This is a genomic window from Geopsychrobacter electrodiphilus DSM 16401 (assembly GCF_000384395.1).
Taxonomy (GTDB): Bacteria; Desulfobacterota; Desulfuromonadia; order Desulfuromonadales; family Geopsychrobacteraceae; genus Geopsychrobacter; species Geopsychrobacter electrodiphilus.
The window spans coordinates 672,905-692,168 of record NZ_ARWE01000001.1 but is presented as its reverse complement, the minus strand read 5'-3'; the positions used below and the strand labels follow the sequence as shown (position 1 = coordinate 692,168).

Genomic DNA, 19,264 nt, shown 5'->3' with positions numbered 1-19,264 from the left:
CAGTCTCCTAGACATCAGGTTCAACATCTTCACCCAAATCCTCAGCTATCAACCGAAACTGCTCCAGTGCTGCTTCCAGATCCTGCACGATTTCGGCGGCAAGAATGCCGGGCTCGGGCAGATTATCCGAATCCTCCAGCGAGTCATCCTTGAGCCAAAAGATATCGAGGCTGGCCTTGTCGCGCGCGATCAGATCAGCGTAGTCGTAGCAGCGCCAGCGGCCATCCGGAGTTGTTTCACTCCAGCTCTCCTTGCGGGTCTTGGCGCTGTAGACCTCGACGAACTCGTCGAGGTCGCTTCGCTGGAGTGGGTGCGTCTTAAGGGTGAAGTGCATATTGGTGCGTAGATCATAGATCCAGAGCTTTTTGGTCCAGGGCGTTTCGCTGGCCGGTTTGCGGTCGAAGAAGATCACGTTCGCCTTGACACCCTGGGCGTAGAAGAGACCGGTTGGCAAGCGCAGGATGGTGTGGACGTTACATTCGTGCAACAGCTTGCGGCGGATAGTCTCCCCCGCCCCGCCTTCGAACAGCACGTTATCCGGCACGACCACGGCGGCGCGGCCATGCTGCTTAAGCAAGGTCTTGACGTGCTGGATAAAGTTGAGCTGTTTGTTCGAGGTGGTCGCCCAGAAGTCGTCCCGCTCGACGGTCTCCTTCTCTTTGCCGACCTTGCCGTCTTCCCCGACGATGGTAGTGCTGCTCTTCTTGCCAAAGGGGGGGTTGGTTAGAATAATATCGAAACGATCACCCGGATCGGCGGCGAGGGAATCGGAGACCAGCAGCGGCAGATCGCTGTCATCACTGCCGATGCCGTGCAGCATCAGGTTCATGGCGCAGAGCCGTGCGGTCGCCTGCACCAGCTCCCACCCCTTGAAGGTTCCCTGCTTGAGCCCTTTGAGTTCAGTCTTGGTCATGTGGGGATGCTTGGAAACAATGCTGTCGTGAGCGGCGAGCAGAAAGCCGCCGGTGCCGCAGGCCGGGTCGCTGATGGTCTCACCCGGCTTGGGGGCGATGACGTCAACGATCGCCTGGATCAGCGGACGCGGGGTGAAATACTGTCCAGCCCCGCTCTTGGTGTCCTGGGCGTTCTTCTCCAGCAGCCCCTCGTAGGCGTCCCCCTTCACATCGGCGCTCATCACCGACCAGTTTTCCTTATCGAGCAGATCGACGATCAGGCGACGCAGTTTGGCCGGGTCCTGGAACTTGTTCTGTGACTTGTTGAAGATCAGTCCGAGCAGGCCCTTCTCGTTGCCGAGGTTTTCCAGGGTATGACGGTAGTGGTCGAACAGCTCGTCGCCGTCCTTCTTGAGCAGCGTCGGCCAAGAGTAAGCGGCCGGGACATTACCCGATTGATTGTATGGTGGTTTAGTCCGCTCGTCGGCCATTTTGAGAAAGAGCAAATAGGTAAGCTGTTCGACATAGTCGCCATAGCTCATGCCGTCGTCACGCAGGACGTTACAGTAATTCCAAAGTTTGGAAACAATTGCTGCTGGGGTCATTCAATCAACCTTCATTAGATGAGTTGCGTTATGCAATACTGCATACAAAAAACTTGTTGCACGGGGAGGCAACGTTGGGTAGTATCTATCCAAGCCGCAAGGCTGTTGGCCCTTTGCTCAAGGCTCAGGACCGTGGCAGCGCCTCAGTCGCCGTTAAGACTGGGGCTTTTTTTTGTTTCTAGCAGAGTACTAGTTTTGCGCATTCTGCTGAGGTAGGGCTCATCCGCCGGGATTGCAGAGACGAAATCATACCCATCCCGTCCGTCTCTTTCCTCCAAAACCACCACATACCGCTCTTCCAAGACAACCAGGGTCCGTCTTTTCTTCATTCTTCCACGATTGTCTTTGCGAAATTCTTGACGGCGCTCAATGGTGCCAATCTCTCCCTTGAGAACCTCCTTTATCCAAAGCATTCGTCTCGCACGATTTTTACACAATTCTTTTGAATGCACACCATAGCTGTACCGATAATTTTTGTTCTCAGTAAAAGCATGCTCAAATGAATTAAAATGCGAATTGAAAAAAATCCTATTTTGATTCCAGTCGTAAATTTGGATTGCCTCTCCATCAGAATTTCGCACATAAGTTTCAAGATATTTTTTGTAATATTCTTCCTTGAGACCGGCATCTGATTCAGATTTTAGTCTCAGCAACGGCCAGAGATGCTCAGACATCTCAGCGCCCCGTGAAATGAAAGACGTTAAACTTGGGGGCGTTTTTGTAAGTACCCACCTTCAACGAAGACAACCCGACACCTGCCGCCAGAGCGTTACAAAACTCGACCTTGGTTTCACTCCCCGCCCGATCATTCCACGCATACCCCACGGCACCGATAAACAGATCACACAACTGCACCAACGGTTGTTCTTTTGAGCCAACTGGTTCAAGACATTCAATCTTGGCCCGACCGGAGAGCTTTTTGCCAAGAACGTGCCCCAGGTCCTTGAACCGCCCCTGCTCACGATTCTGCTGCCAATCGAGGTAAAGGTGATAGGCGCACTCCGGCTGTAACCAGTGAACCAACATCTGATAATAGAGTTTGTAAAAGCCCAACTCGGCATCACCCTCGCTGTATTGCTCATGATCGAGAATATTTCGATCAACCACCAGACAGCGAAAACTCAAATCTTTCCGGATACGAAAGAGTTCAAGGAGTTCCCAGTAAAAATCCTTACGGCTGGGCGACAAGGTTTTCCAGCCAAACTCCTTCCAAGTGTCGTGCTTTTTACGGAGCAGGTTGATGGCATGATAGATTTCGGCTTTTTGCTCACGCGGACAGGCAATGGCGCCGATCACCATGTAGGGATCTTCACCATTCGAGGTGTGCCGGCTTTCATCGCAATAAATATTGATATGGCACAACTTTTCACTCATGGCAGCGCCCTCCCACTCAACAAATACCGCGCTCCGCGCCTCTCCCCTACCTGCCGCACCTTCTTGCGCCGCTTCAACTCCTGAATGGCACTATTCCACTGTCCAGTGGTCAAGCCGAGCGGATCGACCAGATCGGCGCGGGCGTACTCGCGGTCGGGTTGCATGACGGCAAGGATGCGGGCGGCTATGGCGTCGCCGTAGGTGGCGGTGACTTCGGCGACCAGCGGCATCGGCTCGGGCGAGGGTGCAACTGCCTTGGGAGCAGGGGTTCTGTGCTTATGTTGGCGTGCTGCCGGTTCTTTGGTTTGCGCGGGTTTTGTTGCTCGTATCCGCTTCAGCAGCACACTGGTCGGTTCGTCGTTGGGGTTCTGGGAGACGAGTTGGCCGGAGAAGGCTTGTTTGAGGATCGATTGGCGTAGACGCTCACCACGTTTCAGATTCATTTCAAGTTGCTTATCAACTGCTTCTATTACAGTTTTAATTTCTTCAATTTTCAGAACCAAGGCACGTTGTTCAGCTAAGGGAGGCAATGGTATTGGTATCGCCTTCAATTCCTTAACTCCTTTTACGTTTGGTATTGCGGCTCCCTGAGAATTATCAAAGATTTTTGCCTGAAAGTAAGGGGAACGAAATAGTTCTAAGAAATACTCATCTATAATAGCCTGCCTATTGACCCGAACGCGCAAAAGAGCCTGGTTAATAACCCCCTCTTCAAATTCAATCGGAATTTGCGTTATTCGCCCCAGCGTAACTCCTGAGCAACTGACAAGAAAGTCTTTCGCCTTAACTGAAAAACCTTCCATCTCACGATATTTTTGCTCAGTGATGTAATAACGAACAAAAGAAGGGTCATCGTTTATTGGACAATACTGTTCATAGACTTTGTAGCCGGATTCGACAAAGATAGATTTTTTCAATGCGCTACCGAACGGGCCACGCTTAAAAGCACCATCCTCATGAGCCAATACAGCTTCCCATGACACCCAAGACCATTCACTTGGCAACATATTTAAGTCTGTCGTATCCGGCGCAGCAGGCTCCTTGTACTTCCCCCTCCCCTGCCAATTCGCACGACGCTCTTCAAGAATCCGCTCCAACAGCTTGGCGGCAGGTTCAACATCGGGATGCTGCTTGCGCCATTCTTCGGTGAGCTTGCCTTCGACGGCGGCTTTCAGGACGGCGGCTTTGTAGCGCTTGAGGTTGGCCTTGACGCGCTTGAGATTGGCGACGGCTTCGTCGAGGCGGGAGAATTGCTTTTCGATCTCCGCGACGATGCGTTTTTGTTGCTCTAGAGGCGCAAGGGGGATCGCTTGTTCTTTCAGGTAAGTCGTAGAGACACGCTTTTGCCCAACGGCACCCGTCATGTAATGTTCTGCAACACCTCGAAAGTTTTGGCTAGACACATAATAATAAACGTACCGAGCTTCCACACCTTCTTTAGGCCGCAAAACATGAAACTCTGTTGATCCGAATCCATATCCATTTAAAACCTTGGGGACAACAGCCATTTTCCCGTTTTCCATACAAGGTGTTATCTTGGCAAAGAGAACATCCCCCTGCATAAAAGCGGTAAATCCTTTTTTAACTTCAGAAGCCGGACGTTCCTGAGAAACATCTATAGAGCCATCTCCCGCACCTACGGCCGGCATTGGCACAAAGGAAACCAAAAGGTCATCGGATATTTCGGTCTTATTCAGCCGAGGGTTTACATCGCAGACTTTATCAATCCTTGCGGAGGTCCAACCTTCAGGTAAATCTTTAATATTAAAACTACTCACGCCGCCAACGCCTCATTCAATTCATCAAGAATTACATTCAAACCATCCCCAAACAACTGCCACACCTTCCCAATCCCACCAGCCTGCGCAAACGGCGCATAATCGAAATCATCCGTCTCGATCTGAAGGTTGGCGGCGATGTGATCACGAATCATCTCCAGCCACTTGCGCTGCTCACTGGTGAAGCTCTTGCCACTCGTCTGCTGCTGCTCAACCCAGGTGCGGAAATTGACCTGCACCTTCTCCGGGAACGGCACCAGCTCATTATCCTGATGCATGGCAAAGCGCACCAGCGACACCAGATCGGTCAAGATATGATTGGCCGACGCACCGCGCACCTTGCCTGCCTGTAACTTCTGATAAGCCGCCCACAGCTCATCGGGCACCCGCTTCTCCCACCCCTGCGGGTGGGTTTGATAGATCTGCAACTGTTCGACCTGTGCAACCAGCTTTTCGGCCAGCTCGCGCACATCCTCAAACCGCAACCGCTGCTTATACGGCTTGCTATAGAGCACCTGCAAGGCGGTGATCTCGTCCTTGTTGTCGGCGATAAACTGCTCGAAGGATTCGACCACGCCCCTGGCCTTCTCCTCGGTGAAACCGGAGAAGATCAGGGTGTCGGTGCTGACCGTGTCGATAATCTGTTCGTTCTTCTTCTTGATCGCCAGCAACAGCTCGCGCAGTTCGGGATTACAGAGCGGCTTGACCGCCTCGCCGATAACCTGTGCTGCCGCCTGGCGCATCTGTTTGGTGTCCGGCTCGGTGACGCTGAACAGTTTTTGCGCACGCACCAGATGATTATCCGGATCGAGCGCCTCGACCAGATCGCCGGTCAATTCCTTGAGGGTTTTACCATCGAGCAGATTCGCCACCTCGGCCTGCTCGTCGGTGGTCAGTTTCTTCTCCATTCGCGCCAAACGAGCGGCGACAGAAGATATCACATCTGGTTCGGCATTACCGAAGGCGACCGCCTGTAATAGCTTCTCAAAGCCGACATTCTTCTTGCGCTCCATCGGCAACGAATCGGTCTGATCCATCTCGCAGACCCCGACCGCATCGACGATAACGAAATGATCCTTGGTCACCGCATCGGGGGTAACCGCCTGCAGGTCGTTGTCGTTGATGATCCGCACCCCGCGCCCCTTCATCTGCTCAAAGTAAGCGCGCGACTTAACGCTGCGCATGAAAAACACACACTCACAGGCCTTGATGTCGGTGCCGGTAGCGATCATGTCGACGGTGACGACGATGCGCGGAAAGTAGCTGTTGCGGAAGGCTGAAATCAGATCTTCGGGTTTGGCCCCGGTGGTGCGGTAGGTGATCTTTTGGGCAAAGTCATTCCCCTTGCCGAACTCCTCGCGCACGATCTTGACGATATCCTCGGCGTGAGAATCATCCTTGGCGAAGATCAGGGTCTTGGGCACCTCGGTCCGGTTGGGGAAAATCTCGGTGAAGAGCTTGTCACGGAAAGTCTGGATGACGGTGCGGATCTGATCGACGGAGACCACGTCGCGATCGAGCTGTTTCGCCTCGTAGCTGACATCATCATCAAGTTGTTCCCAACGCACCTCGCGGGTCTCGCGGTCGCGCTTGTCAACGTAGTAGCCGGCTTCGACTGCGCTCCCCTGCTCAGTGATGGAGGTCTTGATCCGGTAGACATCGTAATTAACATTGACCCCGTCGGCGACCGCGTGGGGGTGACCGTACTCCATGACCAGATTTTTGTTGAAGAAGCCGAAGGTCTGTTTACTTGGGGTCGCGGTCAGGCCGATCAGGTAGGCATCGAAGTATTCGAGAACCTGCCGCCAGAGGTTGTAGATCGAGCGGTGGCATTCATCGGTGACGATGATATCGAAGCTGCCGATAGGAAAGTCGGGGTTGTACTCAATCGGCTCCGGCTCCTTGAATAGCGAGCCGAGTTCACTCATCGATTCCTCGTCCAGCTCCTCCGGAAGCTCGCGTCCTTTGAGCATCGAGAACAGGCGCTGAATGGTGCAGATGGTGACCCGTGCAGTGGTATCGAGCACGTTACTGGTCATGTGCTGGACGATGTACTCCTCGCTGAACTTGAAGTTGTTGTAGGGCGAGACGAACTGCTGAAATTCCTTGAGGGTCTGGCGTCCGAGATTGCCGCGATCGACCAGGAAGAGTACGCGTCGTGCACCAGCAAATTTGATCAGCCGATAGATGAAGTTTATTGAGGTGAAAGTCTTGCCGCTGCCGGTCGCCATCTGGATCAGGGCACGTGGGCGATTTTCTTTCAAGGAAAATTCGAGATTCTGAATCGCCTTGATCTGTGCCGGCCACAAGCCCTCGGTGACCAGCTCAGGCATATGCTGAAGGCGAGCGAGAAACGTTTGCGGCTGGAATTCTGCGGCAATAGAAGCTCCGCCCAAATCAGACGGAAGACCGGTTGTCCCGGCTATATCGAGAAGATCAGCCAGCATCTCCGGACGGTGAAAGGCAAAAACATTGCGAGAACGCGGCTCTGGATCGAGGCCATTGGTGAAGCGGGTTTCGACACCGGTCGATTCGTAACAGAACGGCAGAGGATTGTGCCAGCGTGGCAGCCCGGCAGGGAGACCCTGGGTGTATTTGGTGGATTGGACTTCGACACCGGTCAGGGTGGAACCAACCTTCTTCGCTTCAATGACTCCAGCGGCCTTGCCATCAACATAAAGCAGATAGTCAGCGAAACCATGCCCGGGCAATGAAAACTCGCGGATCGCGATGCCACGACCGGCGTGGATATGCGCGGCGGCGGCGTCCTGAACCAGCCAACCGGCAGCCACCAGGAGGGCATCAATCTTTTGACGTGCTTCAGCTTCAGGTGCTGGCGTCACTTAATTACTCCCTCACAAAAACAACATCCAAACCTGAAGGGTCAAAAACACAACCTTCAAGACAACAAAAAACCGTCTGCCCGGCACGTACCGACACAAACGGTCATCAACTCACCCAACTGCCCCACCACAGCAACCCATATCACCCTCGCATTAACTCAAATAATGCAGGCAATATAGGGCATTTATCCGTCGATGTAAAATGCCGCCCGACGAAGGGAACTCTGCCGTGGAAGAGCAGCAGAGTTCCCTGTGCAAAACCTGTAGCTCAGGTCTGCTGATTCGGTTTGCCACCACGCGTACGCACGAGGTCCGCCATCTCTTCTTTCCCCATCTCCGACAAGCCTGCGATCACGGACGCTCGGTCCTCTGGCGGGCGGTTTTGACTGACCTTCCATTTTCCCTTGAGCTCAGTAATCACAATCTCTATGCCAACGATCGACTCGATCAACTTTTCAACAAAGTCCTGCGGTGCATCCGACACCCGCCATTGATGGGCGAAAGCGGCTTCACTCTGGGCGGTCAGGGCTTCGAGTTGAGACCGTATCTGCCCTACGTCTTCGAAAACACGTAACTTTCCTCTGGCATGAACACTCACGTAATTCCAGGTTGGAACGACTTTGCCATGTTCGGCCTTGGACGCATACCAGGAAGGGGTAACGTAACTTTCAGGGCCCTGAAAAATTACCAGCACCTCGGTGTTTTGCGGATGCTCATGCCAGAGGGGGTTCGAGCGTGCGACATGCCCCTGAAGAACTCCCAATGAATCAGGTTGTGCCTGCAACACCAGGGGGATGTGATTGGCCTCAAGTCCGGCGGCGTTCAAGGTCACCAGCGTGGCCATGGGCCGAGCACGTATCACCTCATGCATGACTTCGGTATCAGGTTCTGCAAACAGTTCGGGGACGTACATAATTCACCTCATTCACGGCAAGCGAAGTTACAACAAAGCCTGTCCCGGGCAAAGAGAGTGGCAAGGTTGCCATTTAGGTTGTGAAACAAAATCCAGAATAAAACCACCGTTTGGATCACCCTTTCTGCCTATCTGGTGCCGGCATTTCTGAAATTTCTGTCGAAATCCGGGCAATCCGTGCCACAGATGGTATGCTTTAATTTCAGCCCAATTTAGGGTTTAAGGATAGGGTTCTATAAAACTGTTACTGCCAGGACCAAGAAAACCACTATGCAACAGACAGTTGCCTCTCATATGTGACAATGAGGCAACAGGGTGACCACTCATCCAGATCAAGACCGTGTCAGGGAGTCCTTGACAGACCCGATGATACTCCATAGGGTTGAAAAATATAACCGCGTTATTTTAACTATATTGCAAACCACAAATCGCACGAGGACAATGACCGAAGAATAGAATAACAAACCAAGTCGAGCCTTTTAACCCAGTGGCTCATACGACCCAGGATATGCAAATGACAATATACAAAGGGGATCGCCCGTGAAAAGTGGCAAGTGGAAACCCTGGGCGCTGCTGGCACCCTCCGTGACTGCCGTTTTTTTATTTCTGGTCATCCCGGTCTGTTTTATCATCGTCTACAGTTTCTGGCTGCGTGCTCCCAGCGGAGCTGACATCCCGGCCTTCCAGTTCGGCAACTACGCCAAATTTTTCGAAGACTTATTCTACCCGAGAATCCTTCTGCGCACGATCCGGATCGCCCTTGAATCCGTCGTTCTCTGTGTTGTCATGGGTTATATCCCCGCCTATTTTTTCTACCGCAGCACAAGCCGCTTCAAGCAGGTCTTCCTGCTGCTCATCATGCTGCCCTTCTGGGTCAGTTTCATCATCCGCACCATGAGCTGGATCAACATCATGGGTGATTCGGGACTGATTAACCATTTTTTGCTGAAAATCGGGGTGATCGATGCTCCCATTGCCATGCTCTACAATGAGTTCAGCGTGCTGATGGGCCTGCTCATGTATCTGCTGCCATTCATGGTACTGAATATTTACGTCAGTCTGGAAGGGATCGACAAAAATCTGCTCGAAGCGGCACGCAGTATGGGGTGCACTGAATGGCAGGCGTTTCGCGAGGTGACCCTGCCCTTGAGCCTCCCCGGGGTCAGCGCCGGAAGCCTGCTGGTATTTGTGTTAACGGCGGGAACCTACCTGCCACCGATGATCCTCGGTGGCCCAGGCAACGACATGATCGCCAATCTCATTTATAAACGGGTCATAGGCACGCTGGACTGGCCATTTGGTTCAGCGATCAGCGTCATCCTGCTCCTGCTGCTGTTTGCCATCGTCTGGACTTACAATCGCTACTTTGGGGTCAATCAGATCTTCAAAAGCTTGCAGGGCAAATAAACCATGAAAAACTTTTCACCCGGATGGACATTAATAAAAATCTACACATTTCTCGTCTATATATTTCTGTTCACTCCCATTGTCGTGGTCATCGTGCTGGCGTTCAACCCCAAGCAATTCGGCATCTTTCCGATGGAGGGCGTCAGCCTGCGCTGGTTCATCAAGCTGGCGCAAGACTCAGCGATTATTGATGCGTTTAAAAACTCCCTCATTCTGGGTGCACTGACTGCGCTGCTTTCCACCACCATCGGCATCCTCGCCTCTCTGGCGTTCATCCGTTGCGAGTTCCCCGGCAAAAACACCCTCAACACCCTGCTGCTGGCACCGATAATGATCCCGGAAGTGGTCCTGGGCGTTGCGCTGCTGCTCTTTTTGCGCTTCCTGCAAATGCCCAAAAGCTTCTTTCTGCTGCTGATTGGCCACGTGGTGTTGACTTTGCCCTACGTCCTGTTGATCGTACAGGCCCGTCTGGGTGGCATTCGTAAAGATTACGAAGACGCCGCCAAAAGTCTGGGTGCCAATGCCTTTCAGACCTTTAAGGAGATTACTTTTCCGCTGTTACTGCCAGCTGTCCTGGCGGGCGCCCTGTTTTCCTTCACCATCTCTTTTGATGACATCACGGCGACGCTCTTCTGGGCCACAGCCCAGAACCAGACAGTTCCGGTGAAGATTTTCAGCATGTTGCGGAACTCTATCAGTCCTGAAATCAATGCCTTAGGTGCCGTAATGATTGTACTGACCGTTGCGACACCCCTGCTGGCGGGCTATCTGTCCCGCAAGCTTTCGAAGCTAAGAGAATAGTTAGTCAACACCAGCCGAAAGGAGAACCAATGTCCATGGTCACGAAGGAAAAACTGGATCGGGTTTATGATGCGTACAAGAATGGCAAACTGAGCCGACGGCACTTTGTCAAGTACCTCGGCCTGGCCGGCGCCACCATGGGATTGGTAGGTTCTCCCTTCGGTGGTGCGGTCAAGAACGCCTGGGCCGCCAAATCGATTCGTGTCGATAGCTGGGGCGGATCAACGTCAGAAGCATTCCGCAAGTACGCCTTCAAACCCTTTACCGAAAAAACCGGCATTGAGGTCATCGACGGTGAATTTGGTGATATGAATGCCTACCTGACACGGGTCAAGGCTTCCTACCCGCCGGGCGGGGAGTTCAATATCGCCCATCTCAGCGCGGTTTTTGATTACGCCCGCTATACCGAATTGGGCTTTGCCTCGGTACTGGATGAGTCGAAAATTCCCAACCTCAAGAACGTCATGGAAGCCATGATCAAACCGCTGCGGGAGATCACCAAGGGCACACTTTCGGCGGTTCCTTACGACCTGGGACAGACCGGCATCGCCTACAACACCAAACAGATCAGCAAAGAAAAGGCCGAAAAACTTGGTGCTTCGCTGCTATGGGACAAGAGTTTGAAGGGAAAACTGGGCAGCTGGGGCGGCGACTTCCGTACCAACATGTGGTACGCGGCGCTGCATACCGGCCAGAGTCCCAACAATATCACCGACCTTAAAGCGGTGTGGGCGGCGTTGCGTGAGCAGCGCGACCTGATGAAAAAATACTGGAGTTCGGGTGCCGAGCTGATGAGTCTGCTGGCCAACGAAGAGATCTACGCCACGGTCGCCTGGTCCGGACGGGTCGCGGCACTGCAGCAGGAAGGACATCCCATCGGCTACCTCTCACCCAAGGGGACCTACTCCTGGATGGAATATCTCTTCGTGCTCAAAGGCACCGATCTGGCGGTCGCCCAGCAGCTGCTCAACTTCATGCTGGATACCAAAGCCGCCATCGCCGTCTCCGAAGGGCAGAATTATCCGCCCAGCCTCGATCCGACCAAAGTTGCATTGACCGACAAGATCAAGAAGATGCCGGCCTTTGATCCCACTGGCAAACTTGATGGTTACCTGTTTGCCGATCCGACCTACTGGAACGCCAATCAGTTGGAATGGACAGAGACCTGGGATCGAATCAAAGCGGGCAGCTGAAACCTTCACTGCCATGATGTTATTATCGATCATGTAACCGCCGGTGTCGGCATCTCTTTTTTCGGGAGCTGACCGACCCCGACCATCGTCATATCAGTACAGGAAGGCAGGGTAAATTGACAACCCGCAAGAAGCAGCCCATCGTCCAGTTTAAAGGTATTTCAAAACGCTTCGGCAAGGTCACCGCCGTTGAGCAATTGGATTTTGACATCGAAGAGGGCAGTCTGGTGACCTTGCTGGGCCCTTCCGGATGCGGAAAAACCACCTTGCTGCGCATGGTGGCGGGCCTGGAACACCCCAGCGCGGGGGATATTCTGATTCGGGGCAAACGGATTAACGACACGCCAACCCACAAGCGGAATCTGGGCATGATCTTTCAGAATTACGCCCTGTTCCCGCATAAAACCATTTATGACAATGTGGCCTTCGGCCTGAAGTATCGGGATGTGGCAAAGGATGAGATCCGTGAGAAGGTGATGCGGGCCCTGGCGATGGTGCGTCTGCCCGACGTGGAGAAACGCATGCCGAGCCAGTTGTCCGGTGGCCAGCAACAACGGATCGCCATGGCCAGGGCGATCGTGATCGAACCGGACGTGCTGCTGATGGACGAACCGCTTTCGGCCCTGGATGAGAATTTGCGCGAAGAGATGCGGCGCGAGGTGAGCAACCTCCAGCAGATACTCGGCATTACCACAATTTTTGTCACTCATGACCAGCGGGAAGCACTGAGCATGTCGGACAAGATTCTGGTCCTGAACAAAGGGCGCAAACAACAGGAGGGCGACCCTGAAGGAGTGTACAATGAGCCCGCCAACCACTTTGTCGCCGATTTTCTCGGACACTCCAATTTTATCCGCGGTGAGGTCGTGGCTGTCGCTGACGACAATGTCAGCGTCAGGATAGAAACCGGTGATGTGCTTCTGGCTGAGAACAAAGGGGGCTATTCCATGGGCGACGCGGTGGAGATGATTATCCGTGCGCAGCGGCTCGATGTTTTCCCCCAGAACGAATCTAAACCGGAGACAAAGGTGAACTGTTTCAAGGGGCGCATCACAGACCGCAGTTACATGGGCGGAGAAATGAGCTACTTCATCGAACTGAGTGCCGAACGAGAAATTCATGTTATCTGTATGATGAAGAAACAGGTCCACAACATCGGAGATGTCGTCAGCTTGCAAGTTTCGCCACACCACTGCCACCTCATCTCCGCGGAATGAAGCGACGACCGCTTCGGCAGGAAGCTATTCCAATTTAAGACCTGAAAGAGCAATATCTGCTTTCAGGTCTTTTTTTTCGGAGCTACAAGTTACCAGGGCAAATAAAGGAGAAAAAATATGCTCGGACTAGAGCGGGTTGAAAGCAAGTTTCTGGCTCGCTATCCAGACAGGATTGTCACCATCGATTCGCATACCCAGGGGGAAGTCACCCGGCTGCTGGTCGGCGGGGTCGGCCCCCTGCCGGGTAGCAGCATGAAGGAAAAACGGGACTATTTTGAAATTCGTTTTGACCATATTCGTCGGTTGCTGACCCATGAACCCAGGGGACATCGGGCCATTATGGCGGCAGTGGTAACTGAACCGGTCAGCGAGAACGGCAGTTTCGGACTTTTTTACATGGACGCCCGGCGCTACCCTTATCTGTGCGGCCACGCGACCATCGGCGCAGTGGCCACATTAATTGAAACCGGTGTCCTGACCGCCGCTGAGGGGGACAGCGTCATCACTGTCGACACCCCGTCCGGACCGCTGGACGCCCATGCCCGGATGCGTGATGGTCGGGTAGAATCCGTCGCCATCGACATGGTCCCCTCCTTCGTCTTCGCCAGCAATCAGGAGCTTGAGATTCCTGACTTCGGCAAGGTGCCTGTCGATCTGGTCTGTGTCGGCGGTTTTTTTGCGATGGTCTCGGCGCAGGCCATCGGCATCGAGCTGAACGCGGAGAACAGCGCCCGCCTGATCCCTCTGGGGATGGCCATCATTGAAGCGGCCAATCGGGCCTTCAAGGTCTCACACCCGGAGCGGCCGGAGGTGAGCACGGTTGATGTGACCGAATTTTATGCTGAAGACAAGCAGGCTGGCACCGGCAAGGGCTGCGTGATCTACGGTGAATCCCATATGGATCGTTCCCCCTGTGGCACCGGCACCACGGCCAAGCTGACCCTGCTCCACCACCGGGGAAAGCTCACACCCGGCCAGAGCTATTATAATGCCAGCCCGCTGGGGACGGTCTTCGAAGGGCAGATCGTCAGAACCACCAGAATCGGCAAATTCGACGGGATTGTCGGTCAATTCCGCGGCAACGCCCAGATCACCGGGTACCATCAATTCGTGGTTGATGCCCATGATCCCTTCCCCAAAGGATTTTTATTGTGATAAGCGCTGAAACCTTTCCCGAAATCATCCTCTTCAACGGCAAGGTCGCGACCCTGATAGCGGGACAACCGTGCGCGGAGGCCCTGGCCGTGGGTCAGGGATGCATTCTTGCCGTCGGCAGCAGTGTTGAGATACTTGAACTCGCCGGCCCGAATACCGAAAAAATCGATCTCGACGGCCGGCTGGCGATACCGGGTTTCATCGATACACATTTTCATCTTTACGAATGGGCTCTCAAGCGGAAGGGCGTAAAGCTGGACGACGTCAGCTGTATTGAAGAGATGGTCACCCGGGTCCAGGCAGCCGCCGAGGCGCAACCGCCGGGGCAGTGGATCATGGGCCAGGGTTGGAACGAAGCCGATTGGCCTGAATCGCGGATGCCGTCCCGGGAGATCCTGGACCGTGCGGTGCCGGATCACCCGGTGTTGCTATGGCGCTGCGACCTGCATCTGGCAGTGGCCAACTCGGCCGCCTTGACCCTGGCCGGAATCGACGCGGGCACGCCGGATCCGCCTGACGGCAGAATCGAGCGCGACGCCAGAGGCGAGCCCACCGGAATCCTGCGGGAACTGGCGATCAATCTGGCGCGTCAGGCGGTCGCACCGCCAGCGGCAGATCAGGTTATGGAAGCTTTCGAGGATGCGATCAAAGCCCTTCACCGTCTGGGCATCACCGGCATTCACGATATTCGCTTAATGGCGGATGAGGATGGTGCCGACGCGTTCCGGGTCTTTCAGGAACTGGACCACCAGGGTCGTCTTGGGCTGCGCTCATGGGTCAGCTTGCCGGGTCATCGCTTGGACGAGGCCATAGCTCTCGGTCTACGCACTGGTTTCGGGAACGATCACCTGCGGGTCGGCCATGTCAAATATTTCGCCGATGGCGGGATGGGCGCCCGGACCGCCTGGATGATCGATCCCTATCTGGACGCAGAACACGGCATGCCGTTAATGGATATGGCGGCGCTGGCCAGGGATATCAGCAAGGCGGACGCAGCCGGGTTATCGGTGATGGTCCATGCGATCGGCGATCGGGCCAACCGCGAAGTGATCGAAATCTTTGCCGCACTCGAAGCAGCACGGGCCAGATCCGGCGCGCCAGCGCCGGCCATTGCTCACCGCATTGAACATGTGCAGGTCATCAGACCGGAGGACGTTGCCCGGCTGCGCAAGTTGAATCTTGCCCTCAACATGACACCGGCCAATCTGCCCTTGGATATCAAACTCATCGACAAGACGATGGCCGAAAAGGGGCGCTGGGCCTATGCGATCCGTTCCCTGTTGGATGCGGGCGCGCCGCTGATGTTCAGTTCCGACTGCCCGGTGTGCGATCCCAATCCGCTGCTGGGGATACATGCTGCAGTGACCCGGCAACGCGCCGATGGCAAGCCCGAAGGAGGCTGGCACCCGGAGAACCGCATAACAGTGGCCGAGGCGTTGCAGGCCTACACCGCCACACCGGCCGCAGTCCATAATGCCACTGAGTTAGGGGTGCTGGCGGTGGGGAAAAAGGCGGACATCGCTGTCCTCAGTGAGGACATTTTAGCTGCCCCTCCCGCTCGGTTGCTCGGGGTACATATCGACATGACACTGTTTGACGGACGCATCGTCTTCCGTCAGTTTTAGCCCGTGATATCCAGGAACCGGTTTTCGCGCGCCGTTTGGACGCACATCATTCGCTCAGCCCGCACCAGCGCGCCAGAAACAACGCATAGGTCTTGGTGGTATCGACCAGGCTAGAGACCAGCACCCGCTCATTAGCGGCATGGATTGCTTCGGCGACCGGCCCGTAACAGGTCGCCTGCCCCTGCCCGTAATGAACGAAGGCGCGCAGATCGGTGGTACAGCAGGCGATATAGCTGGCAGCCTCGCTGCCTTGCAGGCTGTGATGGCAACCGTTCAGAGTCTGCAGGGCGGGCAGATCGCGACTCAGCGCGTGCCCCTGCGAGCGGAAACCATAAAAGGAGACGCTCGGCGGGTTGGCCGCGAGCCAGGCGTCACTTTTTGCGGCGGCTTCGATGACAGCAGCGATGCGCCTGCAGACAGATTCATACTCGACGCCGGGGAAGAAAGCGAGCCGCGCATGAAATTCTGCGGCAGCGGGCACTGTAGAGGGCCAATCGCCGCCGCGTACCATGCCGATATTCAGGTTGATCGGGTGAGCGATACCCCGATAGGCAGAGGGCACATCCTGTTCGTTTAATTCCTTTTCCAATCCACGGAGCGCGGTGATCAGCGGCCAGCATTTTTCAATCGCATTGGCGCCGGCGCTGGTGTTCAGCACATGACTGGGCGCGCCGGCAACCTCGACCTTGAACCAGAGCACCCCCAGTTGCGCGGTGAGGATGGTCGGACCGAAAGGTTCCGGGATCAAGACCGCGTCAGCGTCATGGCCGGCGGCGCGACAGGCCAGCGCACCGTTGCCCGAACATTCTTCCTCAATCACAGTTTCCAGGGTCACCGGGCCGCACAAGGCGAACCCGGCAGCGTTGATAGCCTGCACGGCGTAGGTCATGGCGGCGACACCGCCCTTCATATCGCCGGCGCCGCGCCCATAGAGCCAGCCGTCCTGCACCAGCGGTGAAAATGGGTCGCGATTCCAGAGGGCGAGCGGTTCGGGGCTGACCACGTCGAGATGGCCGTTGAACAGGGCGCTGCGGCCGACCACTCCCGTCGCGGTAGAGACCGGTTGACGCGTTGCCACCAGGTTATAGCGCCCCGCAGCTTCCCAGGGGGTGGAAGCATGCCCGGGGTGATTGACCGCTGCCGGACTGTCGATGGCGACCCGTTCGGGGCTCAGACCAAGTTGGCGGAATTCCTGCTCAACGACTTCAAGCGCGCCGATTTCATTGCCGAGCGTGCTCGGCTGGGCGAGCAGCCGGCAGGCAAAATCGAGCATCTGCTCGCTCAACTCTTCGGCGACACTGACAATCCGTTGTTCTTGCGCGGTCATGGGCATGGGGGAACCTTTCGTCTAGAAGCGGGGCAAATCAGTATCTGGGACCTGCAGCGGGGCTGCGGTCTTCGCGACCACCTCGGCAGCGGAGACCCCCTCGGCCAGTTCGCGCAGCACCAGCCACCCGGACTCGACCGCGATAACCGCGAGTTCGGTGATGATGAGGCTGACACAGGCCGGCGCGGTCAACGGCAGCGAACAGTTCTGCACGATCTTGGGCGTGCTGTTGCGGTCGGTGTGAGTCATGGTGACGATGACCCGTTTGGCCTTCTGCGCCAACTCCATGGCACCGCCGATCCCGGGGGTCAGTTTGCCGGGGATGATCCAGTTGGCCAGATCGCCCTGCTCCGAGACTTCCAACGCCCCCAGAAAAGTGATATCAAGCCGGCCGCTGCGCACCAGAGCAAAAGAGACGGCACTATCGAAATAGGCCGCGCCGGGCTCAACCGCGACATACACCCCGCCGGCATCAATCAGGTTACGATCGGCCTGGGCCAAGGTCACCGCTTGCCCCATACCAAGAATACCATTCTCCGAGTGAATACAGACTCCGTCATCAGCAGACAGAAAGCTGCTGATCAGGGTCGGGATGCCGATCCCGAGATTGATCAGGTTGCCACGACCGATCTCGCGGGCGGCGCGACGCGCAATTTTCTCTTTATAATTCATGATGGACATGGTGTTCCAGTACCCCGTAAGCTGAGGTGAGTGTACCCAGTTCAACGACATGATCGACGAAGGCCGCTGGCGTGTGGATCTGATCCGCTGGAATCTCGCCGATCTCGACAATCCGTTCCGCCTCGACAATGACCCGATCGGCGGCCATCGCCATCAGCGGACTGAAGTTGCGCGCGCTCTTTTCATACACCAGGTTCCCCGCTCGATCCGCCACGGCGGCGTGCAGAAGGGCAACATCGGCCCGCAAGGCCGGTTCGAGCAGCGCTTCGCGGCCGGCGACCATGACGACCTGCTTGTTTTCACGCAGGATGGTATTGATACCGATGTCGGTCAGGATCGCAATCAACCCCGCTCCTCCGGCGCGAATCTTCTCGGCCAGAATCCCCTGGGGGTAGAATTCGACCTCCACCTCCTGCCTGTTCTTCATGCCGATGACCACCGAATTCAGGCCAAGGTGGGAGATGATGATGCGCCTGACCCGCTGCGCTTCGATAAGCAGCGAGATCCCCATCCCCCCTTCGTTGGCTTCATTCTTGATCAGCACCAGCTCGTTGGCGCCCTGCGCCATAAGGGCATCGATCAGCGTGAACGGCGTACCGGGTGCGCCGAAGCCGCCGACCATGAGGGTCTGGCCACTGCGCACATGGGCCAGGGCGGTGGTGAGGTCACAGAGCTTGCTGATCATTTAAGCACCTCGGCCAGAAACTGCCGGGTCCGCTCGTGCTGCGGGTTGGTAAACATCTCGTGCGGCGGAGCGTCTTCGACCACGTAGCCGTCGGCCATGAAGACCACCCGGTCGGCGACCTTCTCGGCAAAGCCCATCTCGTGGGTGACTACCAGCATCGTCATACCGTCGCGCGCCAGCTGCTCCATGACGCGCAGGACCTCTCCGACCAGCTCCGGGTCGAGGGACGAGGTCACTTCGTCAAACAGCATTACGCTGGGCTCCATGGCCAGGGCCCGGGCGATGGCGACCCGCTGCTGCTGACCGCCGGAGAGAGTGGCCGGATAGTTATCGCGTTTGCTGGCCAGGCCGACCATCTCCAACAACTCCTCGGCCTTGACGATAGCAGCCGCCCGATCTTTATTCAGCACATGGATCGGGGCCTCGATCACATTCTCGAGCACCGTCATGTGCGGGAAAAGGTTGAACTGCTGAAAGACCATCCCCATCTTGCAGCGAGTCCGGTTAAGGTGCGCCTGGAAGGCCTTGTGCTTCAAGCCTCGATCATTAACCAGGATGTTGTCGACATAGATCTCGCCGGAGGTCGGCTCTTCGAGATTGTTGACGCAGCGCAACAGGGTGCTCTTGCCGGAGCCGCTCGGGCCGATGATGACCAGCACCTCGCCGTTCTTCACCTCGATATCGACCCCTTTCAGCACTTCCAGCGGGCCAAAATATTTATGTAGATCCCTGATCTCCACCATACAGCTCTGTTCGTCCAGTTTCAT

General features: G+C 55.6%; 16 protein-coding genes. 6 read left to right on the top strand and 10 right to left on the bottom strand.

Going from position 1 to position 19,264, the window contains the following annotated elements:
* Window positions 1–7: 7 nt before the first annotated feature.
* From D888_RS0103165 to D888_RS0103140, 6 genes are all read right to left on the bottom strand, one after another.
* Window positions 8–1,498, bottom strand: coding sequence for a class I SAM-dependent DNA methyltransferase (locus D888_RS0103165; RefSeq protein ID WP_020675079.1), 1,491 nt, complete (start codon window positions 1,496–1,498; stop codon window positions 8–10).
* A 143-nt stretch (window positions 1,499–1,641) separates the two neighbouring features.
* Window positions 1,642–2,172 (bottom strand): hypothetical protein, encoded by a 531-nt coding sequence (locus D888_RS0103160; protein ID WP_020675078.1) that lies wholly within the window; start codon window positions 2,170–2,172, stop codon window positions 1,642–1,644.
* Between the two features lies 1 nt (window position 2,173).
* Window positions 2,174–2,872, bottom strand: a complete 699-nt coding sequence (locus D888_RS0103155) for a DUF3800 domain-containing protein (protein WP_020675077.1) — start codon at window positions 2,870–2,872, stop codon at window positions 2,174–2,176.
* Window positions 2,869–4,650: a restriction endonuclease subunit S gene (locus tag D888_RS22855; protein ID WP_020675076.1), complete on the bottom strand. Its 1,782-nt coding sequence runs from the start codon at window positions 4,648–4,650 to the stop codon at window positions 2,869–2,871. Before D888_RS22855 ends, D888_RS0103155 begins: the two co-directional genes overlap by 4 nt.
* The gene (locus D888_RS0103145) at window positions 4,647–7,493 is read right to left on the bottom strand and encodes a type I restriction endonuclease subunit R (protein WP_020675075.1); all 2,847 of its coding nucleotides are present in this window, start codon (window positions 7,491–7,493) and stop codon (window positions 4,647–4,649) included. Before D888_RS0103145 ends, D888_RS22855 begins: the two co-directional genes overlap by 4 nt.
* 268 nt (window positions 7,494–7,761) lie before the next feature.
* Window positions 7,762–8,406 (bottom strand): FMN-binding negative transcriptional regulator, encoded by a 645-nt coding sequence (locus D888_RS0103140; RefSeq protein WP_020675074.1) that lies wholly within the window; start codon window positions 8,404–8,406, stop codon window positions 7,762–7,764.
* 540 nt (window positions 8,407–8,946) lie between these two features.
* Between D888_RS0103140 and D888_RS0103135 the strand changes: the two genes are divergently transcribed.
* The 6 genes from D888_RS0103135 (at window position 8,947) to D888_RS20560 (ending at window position 15,804) form a co-directional block, all read left to right on the top strand.
* Entirely contained in the window at window positions 8,947–9,813 is an 867-nt protein-coding gene (locus tag D888_RS0103135; protein ID WP_020675073.1) for an ABC transporter permease, read from the top strand.
* A 3-nt stretch (window positions 9,814–9,816) separates the two neighbouring features.
* On the top strand, window positions 9,817–10,614 hold the full coding sequence (locus D888_RS0103130; protein WP_020675072.1) for an ABC transporter permease: 798 nt from the start codon (window positions 9,817–9,819) through the stop codon (window positions 10,612–10,614).
* A 29-nt stretch (window positions 10,615–10,643) separates the two neighbouring features.
* Window positions 10,644–11,807, top strand: coding sequence for an extracellular solute-binding protein (locus D888_RS0103125; RefSeq protein ID WP_020675071.1), 1,164 nt, complete (start codon window positions 10,644–10,646; stop codon window positions 11,805–11,807).
* Window positions 11,808–11,923: 116 nt separating this feature from the next.
* On the top strand, window positions 11,924–13,024 hold the full coding sequence (locus D888_RS0103120; RefSeq protein ID WP_020675070.1) for an ABC transporter ATP-binding protein: 1,101 nt from the start codon (window positions 11,924–11,926) through the stop codon (window positions 13,022–13,024).
* Window positions 13,025–13,141: 117 nt separating this feature from the next.
* Window positions 13,142–14,179: a proline racemase family protein gene (locus D888_RS0103115; protein ID WP_020675069.1), complete on the top strand. Its 1,038-nt coding sequence runs from the start codon at window positions 13,142–13,144 to the stop codon at window positions 14,177–14,179.
* Window positions 14,176–15,804 (top strand): amidohydrolase family protein, encoded by a 1,629-nt coding sequence (locus D888_RS20560; RefSeq protein WP_020675068.1) that lies wholly within the window; start codon window positions 14,176–14,178, stop codon window positions 15,802–15,804. The genes D888_RS0103115 and D888_RS20560 overlap by 4 nt, the downstream gene beginning before the upstream one ends.
* 46 nt (window positions 15,805–15,850) lie before the next feature.
* Here the strand turns inward: D888_RS20560 and D888_RS0103105 are convergent, their stop codons facing one another.
* Genes D888_RS0103105 through D888_RS0103090 form a run of 4 tightly spaced genes read right to left on the bottom strand, consistent with a single transcriptional unit; the run spans window position 15,851 to window position 19,240 of the window.
* Entirely contained in the window at window positions 15,851–17,137 is a 1,287-nt protein-coding gene (locus tag D888_RS0103105) for an ArgE/DapE family deacylase (protein WP_020675067.1), read from the bottom strand.
* A gap of 15 nt (window positions 17,138–17,152) precedes the next feature.
* Window positions 17,153–17,812: a 3-oxoacid CoA-transferase subunit B gene (locus tag D888_RS0103100; RefSeq protein ID WP_020675066.1), complete on the bottom strand. Its 660-nt coding sequence runs from the start codon at window positions 17,810–17,812 to the stop codon at window positions 17,153–17,155.
* Window positions 17,793–18,497: a CoA transferase subunit A gene (locus tag D888_RS0103095; RefSeq protein WP_020675065.1), complete on the bottom strand. Its 705-nt coding sequence runs from the start codon at window positions 18,495–18,497 to the stop codon at window positions 17,793–17,795. The genes D888_RS0103100 and D888_RS0103095 overlap by 20 nt, the downstream gene beginning before the upstream one ends.
* Window positions 18,494–19,240 carry an amino acid ABC transporter ATP-binding protein gene (locus D888_RS0103090; protein ID WP_026362185.1) on the bottom strand — a complete coding sequence of 249 codons (747 nt, stop codon included), beginning with the start codon at window positions 19,238–19,240 and terminating at the stop codon, window positions 18,494–18,496. The genes D888_RS0103095 and D888_RS0103090 overlap by 4 nt, the downstream gene beginning before the upstream one ends.
* Window positions 19,241–19,264: the final 24 nt, after the last annotated feature.